The organism is Streptomyces sp. NPDC045026 (assembly GCF_056432625.1).
This window is the reverse complement of record NZ_JBWKIS010000003.1, coordinates 359,615-375,319: the sequence shown is the minus strand read 5'-3', so window position 1 is coordinate 375,319 and position 15,705 is coordinate 359,615. Positions and strand designations below refer to the sequence as shown.

Sequence of the window (15,705 nt, the reverse complement as noted above, 5' to 3'; positions counted from 1 at the left end):
CGACGGGGCAGCAGCCCATGCTCCGCCGTTGATCTGACACCATTCCCCGGGGGCCCCGTTCGGCGGATGGACGGTGCTCGCTTGGAGAGACTTGCGACCAGGAGTGGGGTCTCCCCTGCTCGAACGCAGTTGAGAGCTTGGGGAAGGATGGGACCGCGCAGTGCGGGGCTACGAGAGCCAGGACAGCCGGCGGCCGGCTGAGACCGACCATCTCTCGCGGTTCGAGGCCGAGATGGACCGGCTGAAGACCGAGCGGGAGAAGGCGGTCCAGCACGCCGAAGACCTGGGCTACCAGGTCGAGGTGTTGCGCGCCAAGCTGCACGAGGCGCGTCGCAACCTCGCGTCCCGTCCTGCCTACGACGGCGGGGACATCGGGTACCAGGCCGAGCAGCTGCTGCGTAACGCGCAGATCCAGGCCGACCAGCTGCGCGCCGACGCCGAGCGCGAGCTGCGTGACGCCCGCGCCCAGACGCAGCGCATCCTCCAGGAGCACGCCGAGCAGCAGTCCCGGCTCCAGTCCGAGCTGCACGCCGAGGCCGTCTCGCGCCGCCAGCAGCTCGACCAGGAGCTGGCCGAGCGCCGCCAGACCGTCGAGGCACATGTCAACGAGAACGTGGCGTGGGCCGAGCAGCTGCGCTCCCGCAGCGAGCAGCAGGCCCGCCGGCTCGTCGACGAGTCCCGCGCCGAGGCCGACCAGGCGCTCGCCGCCGCCCGCGCCGAGGCCGAGCGGGTCGCCACCGAGGCCCGCCAGCGCCTGACGTCGGACGCCGAGACGGCCCGCGCCGAGGCCGAGGCTCTGCTGCGCCGCGCCCGCACCGACGCCGAGCGCCTCCTGAACGCCGCGTCCACGCAGGCCCAGGAAGCCACCGACCACGCCGAGCAGCTGCGCTCGTCCACGGCCACCGAGTCGGACACAGCCCGCCGCCAGTCCGCCGAGCTGAGCCGCGCCGCCGAGCAGCGCCTGTCCGAGGCCGAGACGGCGCTGCGCGAGGCGCGTACGTCCGCGGAGAAGGTCCTCACCGAGGCGAAGGAAGCCGCCGCCAAGCAGCTCGCGAACGCCGAGTCGGCGAACGAGCAGCGCACGCGCACCGCCAAGGAGCAGGTCGCCCGGCTCGTCTCGGAGGCCACCAAGGAAGCCGAGTCCACCAAGTCCGAGGCCGAGCAGGTCGTCACGGACGCCAAGGAGCAGGCCGAGAAGATCCTCGCCGAGGCCGGCGAGAAGGCGCGCAACGTCACGGCCGAGGAAACCGCCTCCCAGCTCGCCAAGGCCGCCCGTACGGCCGAAGAGGTGCTCACCAAGGCGTCCGAGGACGCCAAGGCCACCACGCGGGCCGCCTCCGAGGAGGCCGAGCGGCTGCGCAGCGAGGCCGAGGCCGAGGCGGACCGGCTGCGCGGCGAGGCGCACGACATCGCCGAGCAGCTCAAGGGCGCCGCGAAGGACGACACCAAGGACTACCGCGCCAAGACCGTCGAGCTCCAGGAGGAGGCGCGGCGGCTGCGCGGCGAGGCCGAGCAGCTGCGGGCCGAGGCGGTCGACGAGGGCGAGCGGATCCGCAGCGAGGCGCGGCGGGAGGCCGTCCAGCAGATCGAGGAGGCGGCCAGGACCGCCGAGGAGCTGCTCGCCAAGGCGAAGGCGGACGCGGACGAGTTGCGGGCCGGCGCGCAGACCGAGAGCGAGCGGGTCCGCACCGAGGCCATCGAGCGCGCCACGAATCTGCGCAAGCAGGCCGAGGAGACCCTGGAGCGCACCCGCGCCGAGGCCGAGCAGCACCGCGAGGAGGCCGCCGAGCAGGCCGAGGCCACCAAGGCGGAGGCCGAGCGGGCCGCGCAGGAGCTGCGAGAGGACACCGAGCGCGCGGTCGCCGCCCGGCAGTCGGAGGCCGCCGAGGAGCTGACCCGGCTGCACACCGAGGCCGAGCAGCGCCTGACGGCGTCCGAGACCGCGCTCACCGACGCGCGGGCCGAGTCGGAGCGCATCCGCCGCGAGACCGCGGACGAGACGGAGCGGCTGCGCGCCGAAGCCGCCGAGCGGATCCGTACGCTCCAGGCGCAGGCCGAGGCGGAGGCCGACCGGCTGCGCACCGAGGCCGCGTCGGACGCGTCCGCGACCCGTGCCGAGGCGGAGAACGTCGCCGTACGGCTGCGGTCCGAGGCCGCGGCCGAGGCCGAGCGGCTCAAGTCGGAGGCGCAGGAGAGCGCCGACCGGGTGCGCGCGGAGGCCGCCGCCGCGGCCGAGCGGGTCGCCACGGAGGCGGCTGAGGCACTGTCCGCCGCGCAGGAGGAGGCCGCCAGGCGGCGCCGCGAGGCCGAGGAGACCCTCGGTTCCGCGCGCCAGGAGGCCGACCAGGAGCGCGAGCGGGCCCGCGAGCAGAGCGAGGAACTCCTCGCGGTCGCCCGCGCCCGTGTCGAGGAGGCGCAGACCGAGGCCGTACGTCTCGTGGAGGAGGCCGACCGGCGCTCCACCGAGATGGTCGGCGCCGCCGAGCAGACCGCGCAGCAGGTGCGCGACTCCGTGTCCGGGCTCCAGGAACAGGCGCAGGAGGAGATCGCGGGCCTGCGCAGCGCCGCGGAGCACGCGTCCGAGCGCACCAAGCGCGAGGCGCAGGAGGAGGCCGACCGGGTCCGCGCCGACGCCTACGCGGAGCGCGAGCGCGCCACCGAGGACGCCAACCGCGTGCGCGACGAGGCCGCCGCCGAGTCGGAGGCCGCCAAGTCCCTTGCGGAGCGCACTGTTTCGGAGGCGATCGCCGAGTCGGAGCGGATGCGGTCCGAGGCGTCGGAGCACGCCCAGCGGGTCCGTACGGAGGTCTCCGAGCGGCTCGCGGCGGCCGAGCAGGACGCGTCCCGCAGCCGGGCCGAGGCCCGCGAGGACGCCAACCGGATCCGTTCGGACGCCGCCACCCAGGCGGACACCCTCATCACGGAGGCCACGAGCGAGGCCGAGCGCCTCACCCGCGAGACGAACACCGAGGCGGAGCGCGTCCGTTCCGAGTCGACGGCCGCGGCGGACAAGCGCGTCGGCGACGCCACGGAGGCGGCCGAGCGCCTGACGAACGAGACGAACGCGGAGGCGGAGCGCGTCCGTTCGGAGTCCGTCGCGCGTGCCGAGCAGCTCGTCGGCGACGCCACCGCCGAGGCCGCCAGGCTGCACGCGGAGTCCACCGCGGCGGCCGAACAGCTCGCGAACGAGACCCGCACCGAGGCGGAGCGGGTACGCGCCGAGTCGGTCGCCAAGGCCGAGAAGCTCATCGCGGACGCGGCCGGGGACGCCGAGCGGCTGCGCGCCGAAGCAGCCGAGACGGTCGGGGCGGCGCAGCAGCACGCCGAGCGGATCCGCAGCGAGTCGGAGCGCGTCAAGGCAGAGGCGGCGGCCGAGGCGGAGCGGCTCACGTCCGCGGCGCGCGGCGAGGCCGAGCGGACCCTCGACGAGACCCGCAAGGACGCCAACAAGCGCCGTTCGGAGGCCGCCGAGCAGGTCGACAAGCTCATCACGGAGGCGAGCTCGGAGGCCGAGAAGCTGACGTCCGAGGCGCAGCAGGCCGCGCTGAAGGCGACCACGGACGCCGAGTCGCAGGCCGACATGATGGTCGGCGCGGCCCGCAAGGAGGCCGACCGGCTGGTCTCCGAGGCGACCGTCGAGGGCAACTCCCTGGTGGAGAAGTCCCGTACGGACGCGGACGAGTTGCTCGTCGGCGCACGCCGTGACGCGACGGCGATCAGGGAGCGTGCCGAGGAGCTGCGCGAGCGCATCACCGGCGAGATCGACGACCTGCACGAGCGGGCGCGGCGCGAGTCCGCCGAGGCCATGAAGACGGCCGGCGAGCGGTGCGACGCGCTGGTGAAGGCCGCCGAGGAGCAGCTCGCCGAGGCGCAGGCGAAGGCCAAGGAGATGGTCTCGGAGGCGGGTTCGGAGGCGAGCAAGGTCCGGATCGCCGCTGTGAAGAAGGCCGAGGGCCTGCTCAAGGAGGCCGGGGCGAAGAAGAACGAGCTGACCCGCGAGGCCGAGCGCGTCCTGTCCGAGGCGCAGGCGGAGGCCGAGCGGACGGTGGCCGAGGGCAAGCGCGAGCTGGAGGTCCTGGTCCGCCGGCGCGAGGACATCAACGCCGAGATCTCCCGAGTCCAGGACGTTCTGGAGGCGTTGGAGTCCTTCGAGGCCCCGTCCGGTGGCGGCGGGACCAAGGACGGTGCCGTCAAGGCGGGAGCCGCCGCGGGAGCTACCCGATCGGGTGGCAAGGGGTCGGAAGGGTAGCCAGGACGGCAACGAGCGTGCTCGGTAAGGGCCTTCGGCGCTGCCGCTGGCAAGCCATCCTGCGGTTAGCCACTCAAAAGGGGTGTCATTCTCCAGATCAAACGGGCATCTGCTCGATGACACGCCGCTTTGACCCCTAGGATTCCCCCTATCACCTCACCGGTCTCATTCGACAGGAACCCCATGAGCGACACTTCCCCCTACGGCTTCGAGCTTGTGCGGCGTGGGTACGACCGCGCTCAGGTGGACGAACGCATTTCCAAGCTCGTCTCCGACCGTGACAGCGCTCTCGCTCGTATCACTGCTCTGGAAAAGCGCATCGAGGAGCTCCACCTCGAGACGCAGAACGCCCAGGCGCAGGTGAACGACGCCGAGCCGTCGTACGCCGGCCTCGGCGCGCGCGTCGAGAAGATCCTCCGCCTCGCCGAGGAGGAGGCGAAGGACCTGCGCGAGGAGGCCCGTCGCGCCGCCGAGCAGCACCGCGAGCTCGCCGAGTCGGCGGCCCAGCAGGTGCGCAACGACGCAGAATCGTTCGCTGCGGAGCGCAAGGCGAAGGCCGAGGACGAGGGCGTCCGGATCGTCGAGAAGGCCAAGAACGAAGCGGGCACGCTGCGCTCCGAGGCCCAGAAGGACGCTCAGTCGAAGCGTGAGGAGGCGGACGCCCTCTTCGAGGAGACCCGCGCCAAGGCCGCCCAGGCCGCCGCGGACTTCGAGACGAACCTGGCGAAGCGCCGCGAGCAGTCCGAGCGCGACCTGGCCTCGCGTCAGGCGAAGGCCGAGAAGCGTCTCGCGGAGATCGAGCACCGCGCGGAGCAGCTCCGCCTGGAGGCCGAGAAGCTGCGCACCGACGCCGAGCGCCGCGCCCGCCAGACGGTGGAGACCGCACAGCGCCAGGCCGAGGACATCGTGGCCGACGCGAATGCCAAGGCCGACCGGATCCGCTCGGAATCGGAGCGCGAGCTCGCCGCGCTGACGAACCGCCGCGACTCGATCAACGCGCAGCTCACCAACGTGCGCGAGATGCTGGCGACGCTCACCGGTGCGGCGGTCGCTGCCGCTGGGGCCCCGGCTGAGGATGAGCCGATCTCGCGTGGGGTTCCCGCCCAGCAGACCCGCTGAGCAACCGAAGTCGGACACCGAAGCCCCTTGCCGCTCCAGTGGCAGGGGGCTTTGTCCCGTTCTAGCGTTGCCGCATGATCGAGCTCGAGGGGCTGACCAAGCATTACGGCGAGAAGCTGGCCGTCAACAACCTCACGTTCACCGTCAGGCCGGGCATCGTCACGGGGTTCCTCGGCCCCAACGGCGCCGGGAAGTCCACGACGATGCGGATGATGCTCGGGCTCGACAACCCGTCAGCCGGCGACGTGCGCATCGACGGGAAGCACTACGCGCAGCTCAAGGACCCACTGACGTACATCGGCGCCCTCCTCGACGCGAAGGCCATGCACGGCGGCCGCAGCGCGTACAACCACCTGCTGTGCCTGGCGCAGAGCAACGGCATCCCGCGCGCCCGCGTCGCCGAGGTCCTCGACACGGTGGGTCTGACGCCCGTCGCCAGGAAGAAGGCGAAGGGCTTCTCGCTGGGCATGGGCCAGCGCCTCGGCATCGCGGGCGCGCTCCTCGGCGACCCGCGGATCCTGATGTTCGACGAGCCGGTCAACGGGCTCGACCCCGAGGGCATCCACTGGATCCGCAATCTGATGAAGTCGCTCGCCGCCCAGGGCCGTACCGTCTTCGTCTCCTCGCACCTGATGAGCGAGATGGCGCTGACCGCGGACCACATCGTCGTCATCGGCCAGGGCCATCTCCTCGCCGACACCTCGATGTCCGACTTCATCCAGCAGAACTCCCGCAGTTACGTGCGACTGCGCTCGCCGCAGCAGGAGCGGCTCCTCGACGTCCTGCACGAGGCCGGGATCACGGTCGTGGAGGCGGGCAACGGCACGCTCGAGGTGGACGGCGTCAGCCCCGAGCAGCTCGGTGACCTCGCGGCCGCCCACCATCTCGTCCTGCATGAGCTGAGCCCTCAGCAGGCCTCGCTCGAGGAGGCGTTCATGCAGCTCACCGCGGAGTCGGTGGAGTACCACGCGCACACCGACGAGCCCGGGATGTCGCCGCCCGTCCGGCTGCCGCCACCACCCCAGCAGCAGGGCTGGGGCGAGGGCTGGGACCGTACGCAGAACAAGGGAGCCCGATAGATGGCCGCGACCCAGGTTCTCCGGTCCGAGTGGACCAAGATCAGGTCCGTCGCTTCGACAGTGTGGACGCTCGGCCTCGCCGCCGTCCTGACGATCGTGCTCGGCGTGCTGATCTCGATCCTGTCCAGGAACGAGTTCAACAACATGCCCGCGCGGGAGCGGCTGTCCTTCGACCCCACGTTCATCAGCTTCGCCGGGATGAGTCTCGGACAGCTCGCGATGATCGTCTTCGGCGTCCTCGTCGTCTCGAACGAGTACAGCACCGGGATGATCCGCACCTCGCTCGCCGCGGTCCCCCAGCGGGGGACGTTCCTGTTCAGCAAGGTCGCCGTGGCCACCGTCCTGGCGTTCGTCGTGGGCCTCGCCACGAGCTTCATCGCGTTCTTCCTCGGGCAGGCGGTCCTGGGCGTGCACCGGGCGCAGATCGGCGACCCTGGCGTCCTGCGCGCCGTCATCGGCGGCGGGCTCTACATGACCCTCATCGCCATGTTCTCGATGGGCGTCGCGTCGATGCTGCGCAGCCCGATGCTGTCGCTCGGCATCCTGATGCCGTTCTTCTTCCTGATCTCGAACATCCTGGGCAACGTCTCGGCGACGAAGAAGATCGGCCGGTTCCTGCCCGACCAGGCCGGCAGCAAGATCATGCAGGTGGTGACGCCGATCGACGACGACACCCCGTACGGGCCGTGGGGCGGCCTCGGCATCATGGTGATCTGGGTGGTCCTGGCCCTGATCTTCGGATATGTACTCCTCAAGAAGCGGGACGCGTAGGGGCCGCGGGCAGGCCCGGGGGCTTTGCCTGGTCTTGGCCGGAACCGTCAGCGCCCCGATAACCTCCTAACCCTTACGGGGGCGTGTGCCCCGATGTCCTGAACCTTTCGATGGGTGCGGAGAATGATCGAGGCAGTCGGCCTGACGAAGCGCTACGGCGCCAAGACAGCCGTGTACAACCTTTCCTTCCAGGTCCGGCCGGGTACGGTGACCGGCTTCCTGGGTCCGAACGGGTCCGGCAAGTCGACGACCATGCGCATGATCCTGGGTCTCGACCAGCCGACCACGGGCCAGGTGACCATCGGCGGCTACCCGTACCGCAAGCTCCCCAACGCCCCGCGCCAGGTCGGTGCCCTGCTCGACGCCAAGGCGGTGCACGGCGGCCGGCATGCCCGTAACCACCTGCTCTGCCTCGCGCAGCTGTCCGGCATCCCGGCCCGCCGCGTGGACGAGGTGCTCGGCGTCGTCGGCCTCCAGGACGTGGCGAAGAAGCGCTCCAAGGGCTTCTCGCTCGGCATGGGCCAGCGCCTCGGCATCGCGGCCGCCCTGCTCGGCGACCCGCAGGTGCTGCTCTTCGACGAGCCGGTCAACGGCCTCGACCCGGAGGGCATCCTCTGGGTGAGGAACCTGATGAAGTCGCTCGCCGCCGAGGGCCGCACCGTCTTCGTCTCCTCGCACCTGATGAGCGAGATGGCCCTGACCGCCGAGCACCTGATCGTCATCGGCCGCGGGCAGCTCCTCGCCGACATGAGCGTGCGGGACTTCATCTCGCACAACTCGGCCGACTTCGCGCGGGTGCGCACGCCGGAGACGGAGCCGCAGCAGCGCGAGAAGCTGACGGCGGCGCTGACCGAGGCCGGCGGCCAGGTGCTGCCCGAGCAGGACGGCGCGCTGCGCGTCATGGGCCTGCCGCTCCCCCGCATCAGCGATCTGGCGCACGGCGCCGACGTACAGCTGTGGGAGCTCTCGCCGCACCAGGCCTCGCTGGAGGAGGCGTACATGCGGATGACGCAGGGCGCCGTCGACTACCGCTCGACCGTCGACCAGCGGGCCGGTCTTCAGCAGCAGCTCCCGCCGGGCGCGATGCCCCAGCAGCAGCTCCCCGCGCCCGGCCAGGGCCAGCCGGACTGGTACGCGCCGCCGCCGCCCCAGCAGGGCGGTCAGCCGTTCGCCCCGCCGCAGGCCGCCCCCGGCGGGCCGAACCCGTACGCCGCGCCGCCGCAGCAGCCGACTGCCGCGCCTGCCGCCCCGGCGCCCGTCGCCCCTGCCCCCGCCGACCTGAACAAGCCCGAGGACCACCGATGACGACGCCGTCCCCGCAGCCGGCTCCGCAGGCCTACGCCCAGCAGAGCGCGCCCAACTGGCAGGGCGCGCCCGGCACTTCGTACACCTCGCCCATCCCGGTCACGCGCACCCACCTGGGGCACGCGCTCGCCTCGGAGTGGACGAAGATCAAGTCCGTGCGCTCCACGCTCTGGACGCTCGGCATCTTCCTGTTCCTGGTCCTCGGCGGCGGCCTGTTCGTCTCCGCGCAGACCGAGGACCTCAACTACCAGGACCTGCCCTTCACGTTCCCGGCCTTCATCGGCCTGCTGCTCGGCCAGATCTGCCTGATCACGCTGGGCGTCCTCGTGACGTCGTCGGAGTACGGCACCGGCATGATCCGCACGACGTTCACCGCGTCGCCGCAGCGCTACCGCGTGTTCGCCGCCAAGATCCTGGTGTTCTTCGCGGTCTCGTTCGCCGTCTCCGCGGGCTCCATCCTCCTGGTGGGCCTGCTCACGTCGTCGATGCACAGCGGCCCCGACGCGGGCGACCTGAGCTGGGGCGGCACGGTCCTCAAGGGCGGGCTCTACGTGTCCCTGCTCGGCGTCCTCGGCCTCGCCGTGGGCTCCATGCTGCGGCACTCGGCGGGCGCGATCACCGCGATGCTCGGCATCGTGCTGCTGCCGTCGATCCTGCCGGTCTTCCTGATGATCTCGCGCAGCACGCGGACGCTCGGCGAGAAGATGCAGGAGTACAACGCCATCAACGCCCTCGCCAAGATCTTCGGCGCGGACGGGGACAGCTCGGGCGGGTCCCAGGTGTGGCTGCTGGTCGGCGTCACGGCCGCGGCCGTGATCGCCGCGTTCGCGCTGCTGGAGCGGCGCGACGTGTAGAGCCTTCAGGGGCTGGTGCTGTCAGCCCTTAGTAGCGTGGCGCGTTCCTGGACCGCTGCACCCGTGTGGTGCGGCGGTCCTTCGCGTTCCAGCAGGCCTTGTGCCAGTGCCGGCGCTCGTCCACGCCCGAGTGCTCGGGCCAGGCCACCACGTGCGCGACGCCGGAGGGGATCTCCTGGTCGCAGCCGGGGCACCGGTAGGTCTTGCCGGCGGCGCTCGCGCCCGCAACCTGGCGCACGCTCCACTCCTCGCCCTGCCACCTCTCCGTGCGCTCGAATCCGCCGTAGCGGCTGCCCTGCTCCTCGTCCGGTGCCTGGCTGGACGGTCGGCCGCCGCGACGGGGCGACGTCTGGTTTCGGCGGGGGGACACCGGCTCTCCTCTAGGACTTGTGCAGGTGCCTGCACAGGGGACTGGGGGTCACGTCCAGCGTACGCGGACGCCTCTCGGGTACCCGCACAACGTCACCCCCATGAGTTCTCCGGAAAATCTGTCAATCTCCATGGCAAGCCGTGCCCTTGGCACTTGTCAGCCGTTAATGCCCGTGGGGGAGTCTCGCGTCGGCGCCAAGAAAGGCAGGAGTGCGATGCGCGTAGGAACCTTTGTACTGGCGGCCCAGTTCCCCGGCCAGGGGCAGGGGGAGGCGCTGCACCGGGCGGTGCGGTCCGCCGAGGCGGCCGAGGAGGCCGGTCTCGACTCGGTCTGGCTGGCGGAGCACCACTTCGTGCCGTACGGCACCTGTCCGTCCGCGGTGACGCTCGCCGCGTTACTGCTCGGCCGCACCCGGCGCATCCGCGTCGGCACGGCGGTCAGTGTGCTCCCGACCGCCCACCCGGTCGCCCTCGGCGAGCAGGCGGCGCTGCTGCACCTCACGTCCGGCGGCCGCTTCTCGCTCGGCGTCGGACGCGGCGGCCCCTGGGTGGACCTGGAGGTCTTCGGCTCGGGCATCGAGGCGTACGAGGAGGGGTTCCCGGAGTCCCTGGACCTGCTGCTGCGCTGGCTGCGCGAACCCCACGTCGCGGCCGAGGGGGAACGGTTCGCCTTCCGTGAGGTCGCCGTGGTCCCGCGCCCCGACGAGGCGCTCGACTCCCCCGAGGGCCCCGAGGTCGTGGTCGCCTGCACCTCACCGAACAGCGTGCGGCTCGCGGCCGAGCGCGGCCTTCCGATGCTGCTCGGCATGCACTCCGGGGACGAGGAGAAGGCCGAGATGGTCTCCCTGTGGCGCTCGCACGCGCGGGCCTTTGGCCGCAGCCCGGAGGAGATCCACGCCGCGGCGCACGTCTCGGCCGGAGTGGCCCAGATCGGCGACCGAACGGCGCAGGCTCGGGAGACGCTCCTCAAGGCGATGCCAGGCTGGCTGAAGCAGGGACTCGACGCCCATGTGACGGTGGACGGCCGCACGCGGTCCATGCGGGACCCGGCCGCGTACACGGAACTGCTGTGCGCGCTGCACCCGGTGGGGACTCCCGGGCAGTGCGCCGACCGGCTCGCGGCGACCTCGGAGCGCACGGGCATCACGCGGTTCGCGCTGCTCGTCGAGGGCTCCGGAGATCTCGCGGCCACCGAGGAGAACGTGCGCAGGCTGGGCGCCGAGGTACTCCCCCGGCTCCGCTGAGTCGCGTAACGGCCGTGCGGCCCGTAGTCCACCGCTCCGTACTTGTGCACCTCCCACGCACGGAGCGGCAGACCATCCGATTCCGCCGTCAACCGGCCGTCAGCAGTCCCTGAGTTCCGGGGACTGGTTCAACAGCTGGTTGCGGGCCGAGGTGAAGCGGGCCAGCGTGCCGTCCACCGACGGGTCCTGTGGGAACACCGCCACACGGTGACAGTTCTGGAAGGCCAGCCGCACACCGAAGTGCCGCTGCAGCGCGCCACGAATCGCGTCACTCGCGAGCGCACGCAGCAGCTGCCCACGTGCCTGCTCGTCCGGCGGAGGCGTCTGGTTGTCGGCGAAGTCTCCGCCGTCGACCTTCAGCTGGGCCACCAGGGAGCTGATCATCTCCCATGCGTAAGGCAGGGAGGTCCGGACGCAGTCGACGAAGTCAGCTTCGTCGACCTCGCCTCGCTCGGCCTGTTCCAACAGTGCCGGTGAGACGTCGAGCGACATGGGTTCTCCTCTCGCACCCCCACGGGGAGCGGGGGCTGACGGGCAGGTAAGGAGCGCGCGACGACGTACGACCACGAACACGCTGCGTACAGGCGTCGCGACCTCCCGCTTATACGGTAAGCAACTGCCGGGGCCCGCAACAGGGGATCGCAGGCACAGTCGGTTCACAACCGGCCAATAACGAACCCGGGCCAAAAGGGGCGACTCGGAGGGACTCGACATAAGGGAGGTGGTGGGTGACGGGAGGGAGAATCGCGTGGACCACCCCGCGTCGAGTAGCGTTGTCGACCATGCGTCTCGTCATCGCCCGTTGCTCCGTGGACTACGCGGGCAGGCTCACAGCCCATCTCCCGTCGGCTCCCCGCCTGATCCTCGTGAAGGCGGACGGCAGCGTCTCGATCCACGCGGACGACAGGGCCTACAAACCTCTCAACTGGATGTCCCCGCCCTGCACCCTCAAGGAGGGCACGGGCGACGACAGCGGCATCTGGACCGTCATCAACAAGGCGGGCGAGAAACTCATCATCACCATGGAGGAAGTCCTCCACGACTCCTCGCACGAACTGGGCGTGGACCCGGGGCTCATCAAGGACGGCGTGGAAGCGCACCTCCAGGAGCTCCTCGCCGACAGGATCGACACGCTCGGCGAGGGCTACACGCTCATCCGCCGCGAGTACCAGACGGCGATCGGGCCCGTCGACATCCTGTGCCGGGACGGCAACGGCGCGACCGTCGCCATCGAGATCAAGCGGCGCGGCGAGATCGACGGCGTGGAGCAACTCACGCGCTACCTCGATCTGTTGAACCGCGACCCGCACCTCGCGCCGGTGCGCGGCATCTTCGCCGCCCAGGAGATCAAGCCGCAGGCGCGCGTCCTGGCCACGGACCGCGGCATCGGCTGCACGGTCCTCGACTACGACGCGCTGCGCGGCATCGAGGACGACAAGCTCCGCCTGTTCTGACCGGTCGAACAGCATGACGAAGGGCCGGGTTCCCGCGAACCCGGCCCTTCGTCCTGTGCTGCGTGCGTACGGCCCTCAGATCGTCGCCGAGGCGTCCGGCCCGCTGGGCGAACCCGGCGCGCCGTCCACTGGGCTGCTCATCGCGGAGCTGGCGCTCGGCGCCGGACCGCTCGCCGAGTCCGACGTGTCCGGGGACGACGGCGAGGTGGACGGCGACGACGGAGGCGGCTGGGAGCTCGTCGGGGGCTTGGACGTCGGAGACGTCGGGGGCTTGGACGTCGGAGGCTTCGACGACGGCGGCTTCGACGTGGTCGGCTTGTCCGACGGCTTGCCGGAGGGCTTGTCTGAGGGCTTGTCGCTCGGCTCGTCCGACGGCTTGCCGCTCTCGCCGGACGTGGGCCCGGTGCTGGGCGTCGGGTCGTCCGACGTGTTCGGGATGCCGTCCTTGCCCGGGTCGGCGGGCCCCTGAGTGGAGCCCGCGCCGTCGCCGCCCTGGTCCGCCTTGTCGGCGCCGATGTCGCCGCCGTCCTCGCCCTGCGAGGCCGACGGGTTCACGTTGACGTTGTCGGACGGGGTCTCGTTGTTCGACGTGGCGCCGAGCGTCACGACGGTGCCGAGGACGGCCGCGAGGAGCGCTCCGGCGCCCACGGCCACGAGGTTGCGCCGGGCGCCGGTGACGACGGCACGACCGGCTCCGCCGGGCTTGCCCCCGGGTCCGTGACCGGCCTGCCGGGAGACCAGCGTGTCGGGTTCCCGGGGCGGCGCGGGCGGCGCGAAGGCGGCCGGCACCCCGCCGGGGGGCGACGCCGACTCCTCGTAGCGCGCCGCGGGAACCTCTTCGCCCGCCGCCGTACGCCCGCCGGGGAGCGCGCCGCCGGAGCGGTCCGCGACCAGGGCGAGGGCGCGGCGGCCCGCGATGGTGCCCCGCTTGTCGGCCAGCGCACCGCGCAGGGCGATGGAGGCCTCCAGCTCGGCGCGGGCCCGGTCGAGCTGCCCGCCGAGCAGCGCGAGAATGCCCAACTCGTGGTGGAAATAGGCCTCTTCGGCCACTTCGCCGGAGAGCCGCGCGGCCTCCTGGCCGGCCCGCAGGCACCGCTCCCACACGGTCCAGCTGAGCCCGGCGGCGAACGCGGGCGCGGCGGTACGGGCGAGCAGCACCGCGACGCTGCCCGTCGTCTCGTCCGGCGCGTCCGGCGCGGTCGGCGGCGTGGCGGGGACGAGTACGGTCAGTGCGGCGAGCAGCGCGTGGGCCTCGGCCGCGACCCGCTCGGGCCCGACCGAGGGGTGCCCGGCCCACCACGCGTAGTGCTGGGCGGCGGTGTGTGCGTGGCCGTCGGCGTCGTCGGCGTATCCCGCGGTCGCCAGCTGGTCCTGCACTCCGCAGGCCAGGCGGTAGCGGCCACCGACCGGTGTGACGAGGGCGCAGCCGACGAGTTCGGCGAGGGCCGCGTCGGCGTGGGTGTCGCCCACGAGGGCGGGCAGGTGGGCCTGGTGCGGCACTTCGCCGCCGAGCGCGACCGCGAACCGCAGGGTGGCGCGGGCCGACTCGCTGAGCCGGGACGCGAGCAGGGCGCCGGGCGCGGCGCCGTCGGCGAGCGAGGGCAGCGGCACGTCGTGGCCGTCCTCGGCGTCGAAGGGCGCGTCGACGGGCGGGGCGCCGGGGCCTCCGAAGTAACCGAACTCGTCGAAGGCGTTCGGGTCGGCGCGCAGCCGGTCGCGCTGGCGCAGGAGCGCGCCGGCCTGCACGAAGCGCAGCGGGAGCCCCTCCGACTCGAACCAGAGGTCGCCGGCCCAGTTCGCCTCCTCGTCCGTGAGGACGCGGCCGACGGACCGCTCCAGGAGTTCGAGGCCGCCGCCGCGGCCGAGGCCGCCGAGGAAGACCTCTTCGAGGTGCGAGTCGGCGGCCGGCGCGGCGACGTCGGGCGTGGCCGCGACCAGGAAGGCACACTCGGGCGTCGCTTCGAGGAGCTCTTCGAGCGCGGCGCCACCGAACTCGAGGTCGTCGAGGACGACCACGGCGCCGATGTCGTGGACGAGTTCGAGGAGCAGGGCGCGGTCGGGGCGGTGCAGCGGCGCGTTGTACACGGCCGCGAAGAGGTCGTACAGCAGGTCGCTCGACGAGCGGCGGTGCCCTGAGAGCCGGACGACGCCGTCGGGCGCGATGTCCGCGCAGTCCCCGGCGACGGTGTCGAGCAGCGCGGTGCGCCCGGAGCCCGAGGGTCCGGTGAGCCGCACGGAACGCCCACGCGCCAGGAGCCGGACGAGCCGCTCGCGCTCCTCCTGGCGCTCCAGGAGCGGCAGCCGGGGCAGCGGGGGTCCGGCCGGCAGCGGCGGACGTGCGGCGCGGGCCATCTCGGCGCGTTCCGCCGGTGCGTACTTGACGGGCCGTCCCGGCCGCTCCCCCGGCGGGCACGGCTCGATCTCGCTGCCGTCGACGGGGTTGACGGTGAGCAGGAAGTCGCCGGACACGAGCTGCACGGTGCGGGCCAGCCCTTGTGCGGGCTGGCCGAAGTCAGGAGTGAGGGGATCCCTGGGCGGGCGCGGACGGCTCGCCTGGGTGTCGCTCTCGTCGTCGTGGTGGCCACGGTCCGCGCGGTCGTAGGGATCCCCGCCGTACGGATCGTGCCCGAAGTCTTCCGGTCCCCGGTTCATCGGGTCCATGGTCAAAGCCCCCCAAAAGCGTCGTGCGCCACTGCCCCTCCCGGCCTGTGCACACTGCGCTGTCGCTTCTGGTCCGGTGCCCGCGAGAGGGTCCGTCAATCCGCGGGCGACCGAACCCTAGACCTGGGTCAGTATCGCCGAACGGCCGGGGTACCGCCCCGTCCGAGACGTCACAGTCTCGTGAGGATTGTGGGTGCTGCATACCGGAACGCCCGATTCACACCCTGGGCAACGATTCGACCCCGATGCCGCCTTCGATGGCGAGGATGCGGTGCAGCCGCGTCGCCACGAGGAGGCGCTGCATCTGGGGCGGCACACCGCGCAGCACGAGCCTGCGGCCGCAGCGTCCGGCCCGCCGGTGGGCGCCCATGATGACGCCGAGGCCGGTCGCGTCCCACGAGTCCAGCTCTGACAGATCGAGCACCAGGTCGCCGACGCCGTCGTCGAGGGCCGTGTGCAGGACCGTACGGGCGTCCGCCGCGCTGCGGACGTCGAGGCGGCCCCCGACGACCAGCCCGGCGTGGTCGCCCCTGATGTGCATATGCGCTCCCCGAGAGTGCTGGTGTGCGGTGATTCCAGTGGTCTCTGTGTCGTACGGCG

The 15,705-nt window shown here is 72.2% G+C and carries 12 protein-coding genes; 8 read left to right on the top strand and 4 right to left on the bottom strand.

Annotated elements, in window-relative coordinates; translation table 11 throughout:
- The first annotated feature begins 160 nt into the window (after positions 1 to 160).
- The 6 genes from scy (at position 161) to AC07EJ_RS09085 (ending at position 9,377) form a co-directional block, all read left to right on the top strand.
- A complete protein-coding gene (scy, locus tag AC07EJ_RS09110) occupies positions 161 to 4,249 on the top strand; it encodes a polarized growth protein Scy (protein ID WP_478883996.1) in 4,089 nt (1,362 codons plus the stop codon).
- A gap of 183 nt (positions 4,250 to 4,432) precedes the next feature.
- On the top strand, positions 4,433 to 5,368 hold the full coding sequence (locus AC07EJ_RS09105; RefSeq protein WP_389478229.1) for a coiled-coil domain-containing protein: 936 nt from the start codon (positions 4,433 to 4,435) through the stop codon (positions 5,366 to 5,368).
- Between the two features lie 74 nt (positions 5,369 to 5,442).
- Complete coding sequence (locus AC07EJ_RS09100) at positions 5,443 to 6,447, top strand: ABC transporter ATP-binding protein (RefSeq protein ID WP_389478227.1); 1,005 nt, start codon at positions 5,443 to 5,445, stop codon at positions 6,445 to 6,447.
- Positions 6,448 to 7,218 carry an ABC transporter permease gene (locus AC07EJ_RS09095; RefSeq protein WP_389478225.1) on the top strand — a complete coding sequence of 257 codons (771 nt, stop codon included), beginning with the start codon at positions 6,448 to 6,450 and terminating at the stop codon, positions 7,216 to 7,218. It begins immediately after the preceding gene.
- A gap of 123 nt (positions 7,219 to 7,341) precedes the next feature.
- Positions 7,342 to 8,523: an ABC transporter ATP-binding protein gene (locus AC07EJ_RS09090; protein WP_389478224.1), complete on the top strand. Its 1,182-nt coding sequence runs from the start codon at positions 7,342 to 7,344 to the stop codon at positions 8,521 to 8,523.
- On the top strand, positions 8,520 to 9,377 hold the full coding sequence (locus AC07EJ_RS09085) for an ABC transporter permease (protein WP_389478222.1): 858 nt from the start codon (positions 8,520 to 8,522) through the stop codon (positions 9,375 to 9,377). The genes AC07EJ_RS09090 and AC07EJ_RS09085 overlap by 4 nt, the downstream gene beginning before the upstream one ends.
- A 28-nt stretch (positions 9,378 to 9,405) precedes the next feature.
- On the opposite strand, the gene AC07EJ_RS09080 is transcribed toward AC07EJ_RS09085, so the two are convergent.
- Positions 9,406 to 9,747 (bottom strand): ATP/GTP-binding protein, encoded by a 342-nt coding sequence (locus AC07EJ_RS09080; RefSeq protein ID WP_393584833.1) that lies wholly within the window; start codon positions 9,745 to 9,747, stop codon positions 9,406 to 9,408.
- Positions 9,748 to 9,961: 214 nt separating this feature from the next.
- Here AC07EJ_RS09080 and AC07EJ_RS09075 point away from each other — a divergent pair, with 214 nt between their 5' ends.
- Entirely contained in the window at positions 9,962 to 10,990 is a 1,029-nt protein-coding gene (locus tag AC07EJ_RS09075) for an LLM class flavin-dependent oxidoreductase (protein WP_478883995.1), read from the top strand.
- Between the two features lie 99 nt (positions 10,991 to 11,089).
- Here AC07EJ_RS09075 and AC07EJ_RS09070 read toward each other — a convergent pair whose 3' ends face one another.
- On the bottom strand, positions 11,090 to 11,482 hold the full coding sequence (locus AC07EJ_RS09070) for an SCO5389 family protein (RefSeq protein ID WP_100595840.1): 393 nt from the start codon (positions 11,480 to 11,482) through the stop codon (positions 11,090 to 11,092).
- 290 nt (positions 11,483 to 11,772) lie between these two features.
- On the opposite strand from AC07EJ_RS09070, the gene nucS reads away from it, so the two are divergent.
- Complete coding sequence (nucS, locus tag AC07EJ_RS09065) at positions 11,773 to 12,444, top strand: endonuclease NucS (protein ID WP_389478216.1); 672 nt, start codon at positions 11,773 to 11,775, stop codon at positions 12,442 to 12,444.
- A 75-nt stretch (positions 12,445 to 12,519) separates the two neighbouring features.
- Here the strand turns inward: nucS and AC07EJ_RS09060 are convergent, their stop codons facing one another.
- Together AC07EJ_RS09060 and AC07EJ_RS09055 are read right to left on the bottom strand one after the other, a co-directional pair.
- Positions 12,520 to 15,105: an ATP-binding protein gene (locus AC07EJ_RS09060; protein ID WP_478883994.1), complete on the bottom strand. Its 2,586-nt coding sequence runs from the start codon at positions 15,103 to 15,105 to the stop codon at positions 12,520 to 12,522.
- Positions 15,106 to 15,322: 217 nt separating this feature from the next.
- Positions 15,323 to 15,646 (bottom strand): STAS domain-containing protein, encoded by a 324-nt coding sequence (locus tag AC07EJ_RS09055; protein ID WP_389478214.1) that lies wholly within the window; start codon positions 15,644 to 15,646, stop codon positions 15,323 to 15,325.
- Positions 15,647 to 15,705: the final 59 nt, after the last annotated feature.

Bases quoted from the DNA above. Each gene is read 5' to 3' on its own strand.
- AC07EJ_RS09105 (WP_389478229.1), top strand. From the start codon at position 4,433: ATGAGCGACACTTCCCCCTACGGCTTCGAGCTTGTGCGGCGTGGGTAC.
- AC07EJ_RS09055 (WP_389478214.1), bottom strand. From the start codon at position 15,646: ATGCACATCAGGGGCGACCACGCCGGGCTGGTCGTCGGGGGCCGCCTC.
- AC07EJ_RS09070 (WP_100595840.1), bottom strand. From the start codon at position 11,482: ATGTCGCTCGACGTCTCACCGGCACTGTTGGAACAGGCCGAGCGAGGC.
- AC07EJ_RS09085 (WP_389478222.1), top strand. From the start codon at position 8,520: ATGACGACGCCGTCCCCGCAGCCGGCTCCGCAGGCCTACGCCCAGCAG.
- AC07EJ_RS09100 (WP_389478227.1), top strand. From the start codon at position 5,443: ATGATCGAGCTCGAGGGGCTGACCAAGCATTACGGCGAGAAGCTGGCC.
- AC07EJ_RS09075 (WP_478883995.1), top strand. From the start codon at position 9,962: ATGCGCGTAGGAACCTTTGTACTGGCGGCCCAGTTCCCCGGCCAGGGG.
- AC07EJ_RS09090 (WP_389478224.1), top strand. From the start codon at position 7,342: ATGATCGAGGCAGTCGGCCTGACGAAGCGCTACGGCGCCAAGACAGCC.
- nucS (WP_389478216.1), top strand. From the start codon at position 11,773: ATGCGTCTCGTCATCGCCCGTTGCTCCGTGGACTACGCGGGCAGGCTC.
- AC07EJ_RS09095 (WP_389478225.1), top strand. From the start codon at position 6,448: ATGGCCGCGACCCAGGTTCTCCGGTCCGAGTGGACCAAGATCAGGTCC.
- AC07EJ_RS09060 (WP_478883994.1), bottom strand. From the start codon at position 15,105: ATGGACCCGATGAACCGGGGACCGGAAGACTTCGGGCACGATCCGTAC.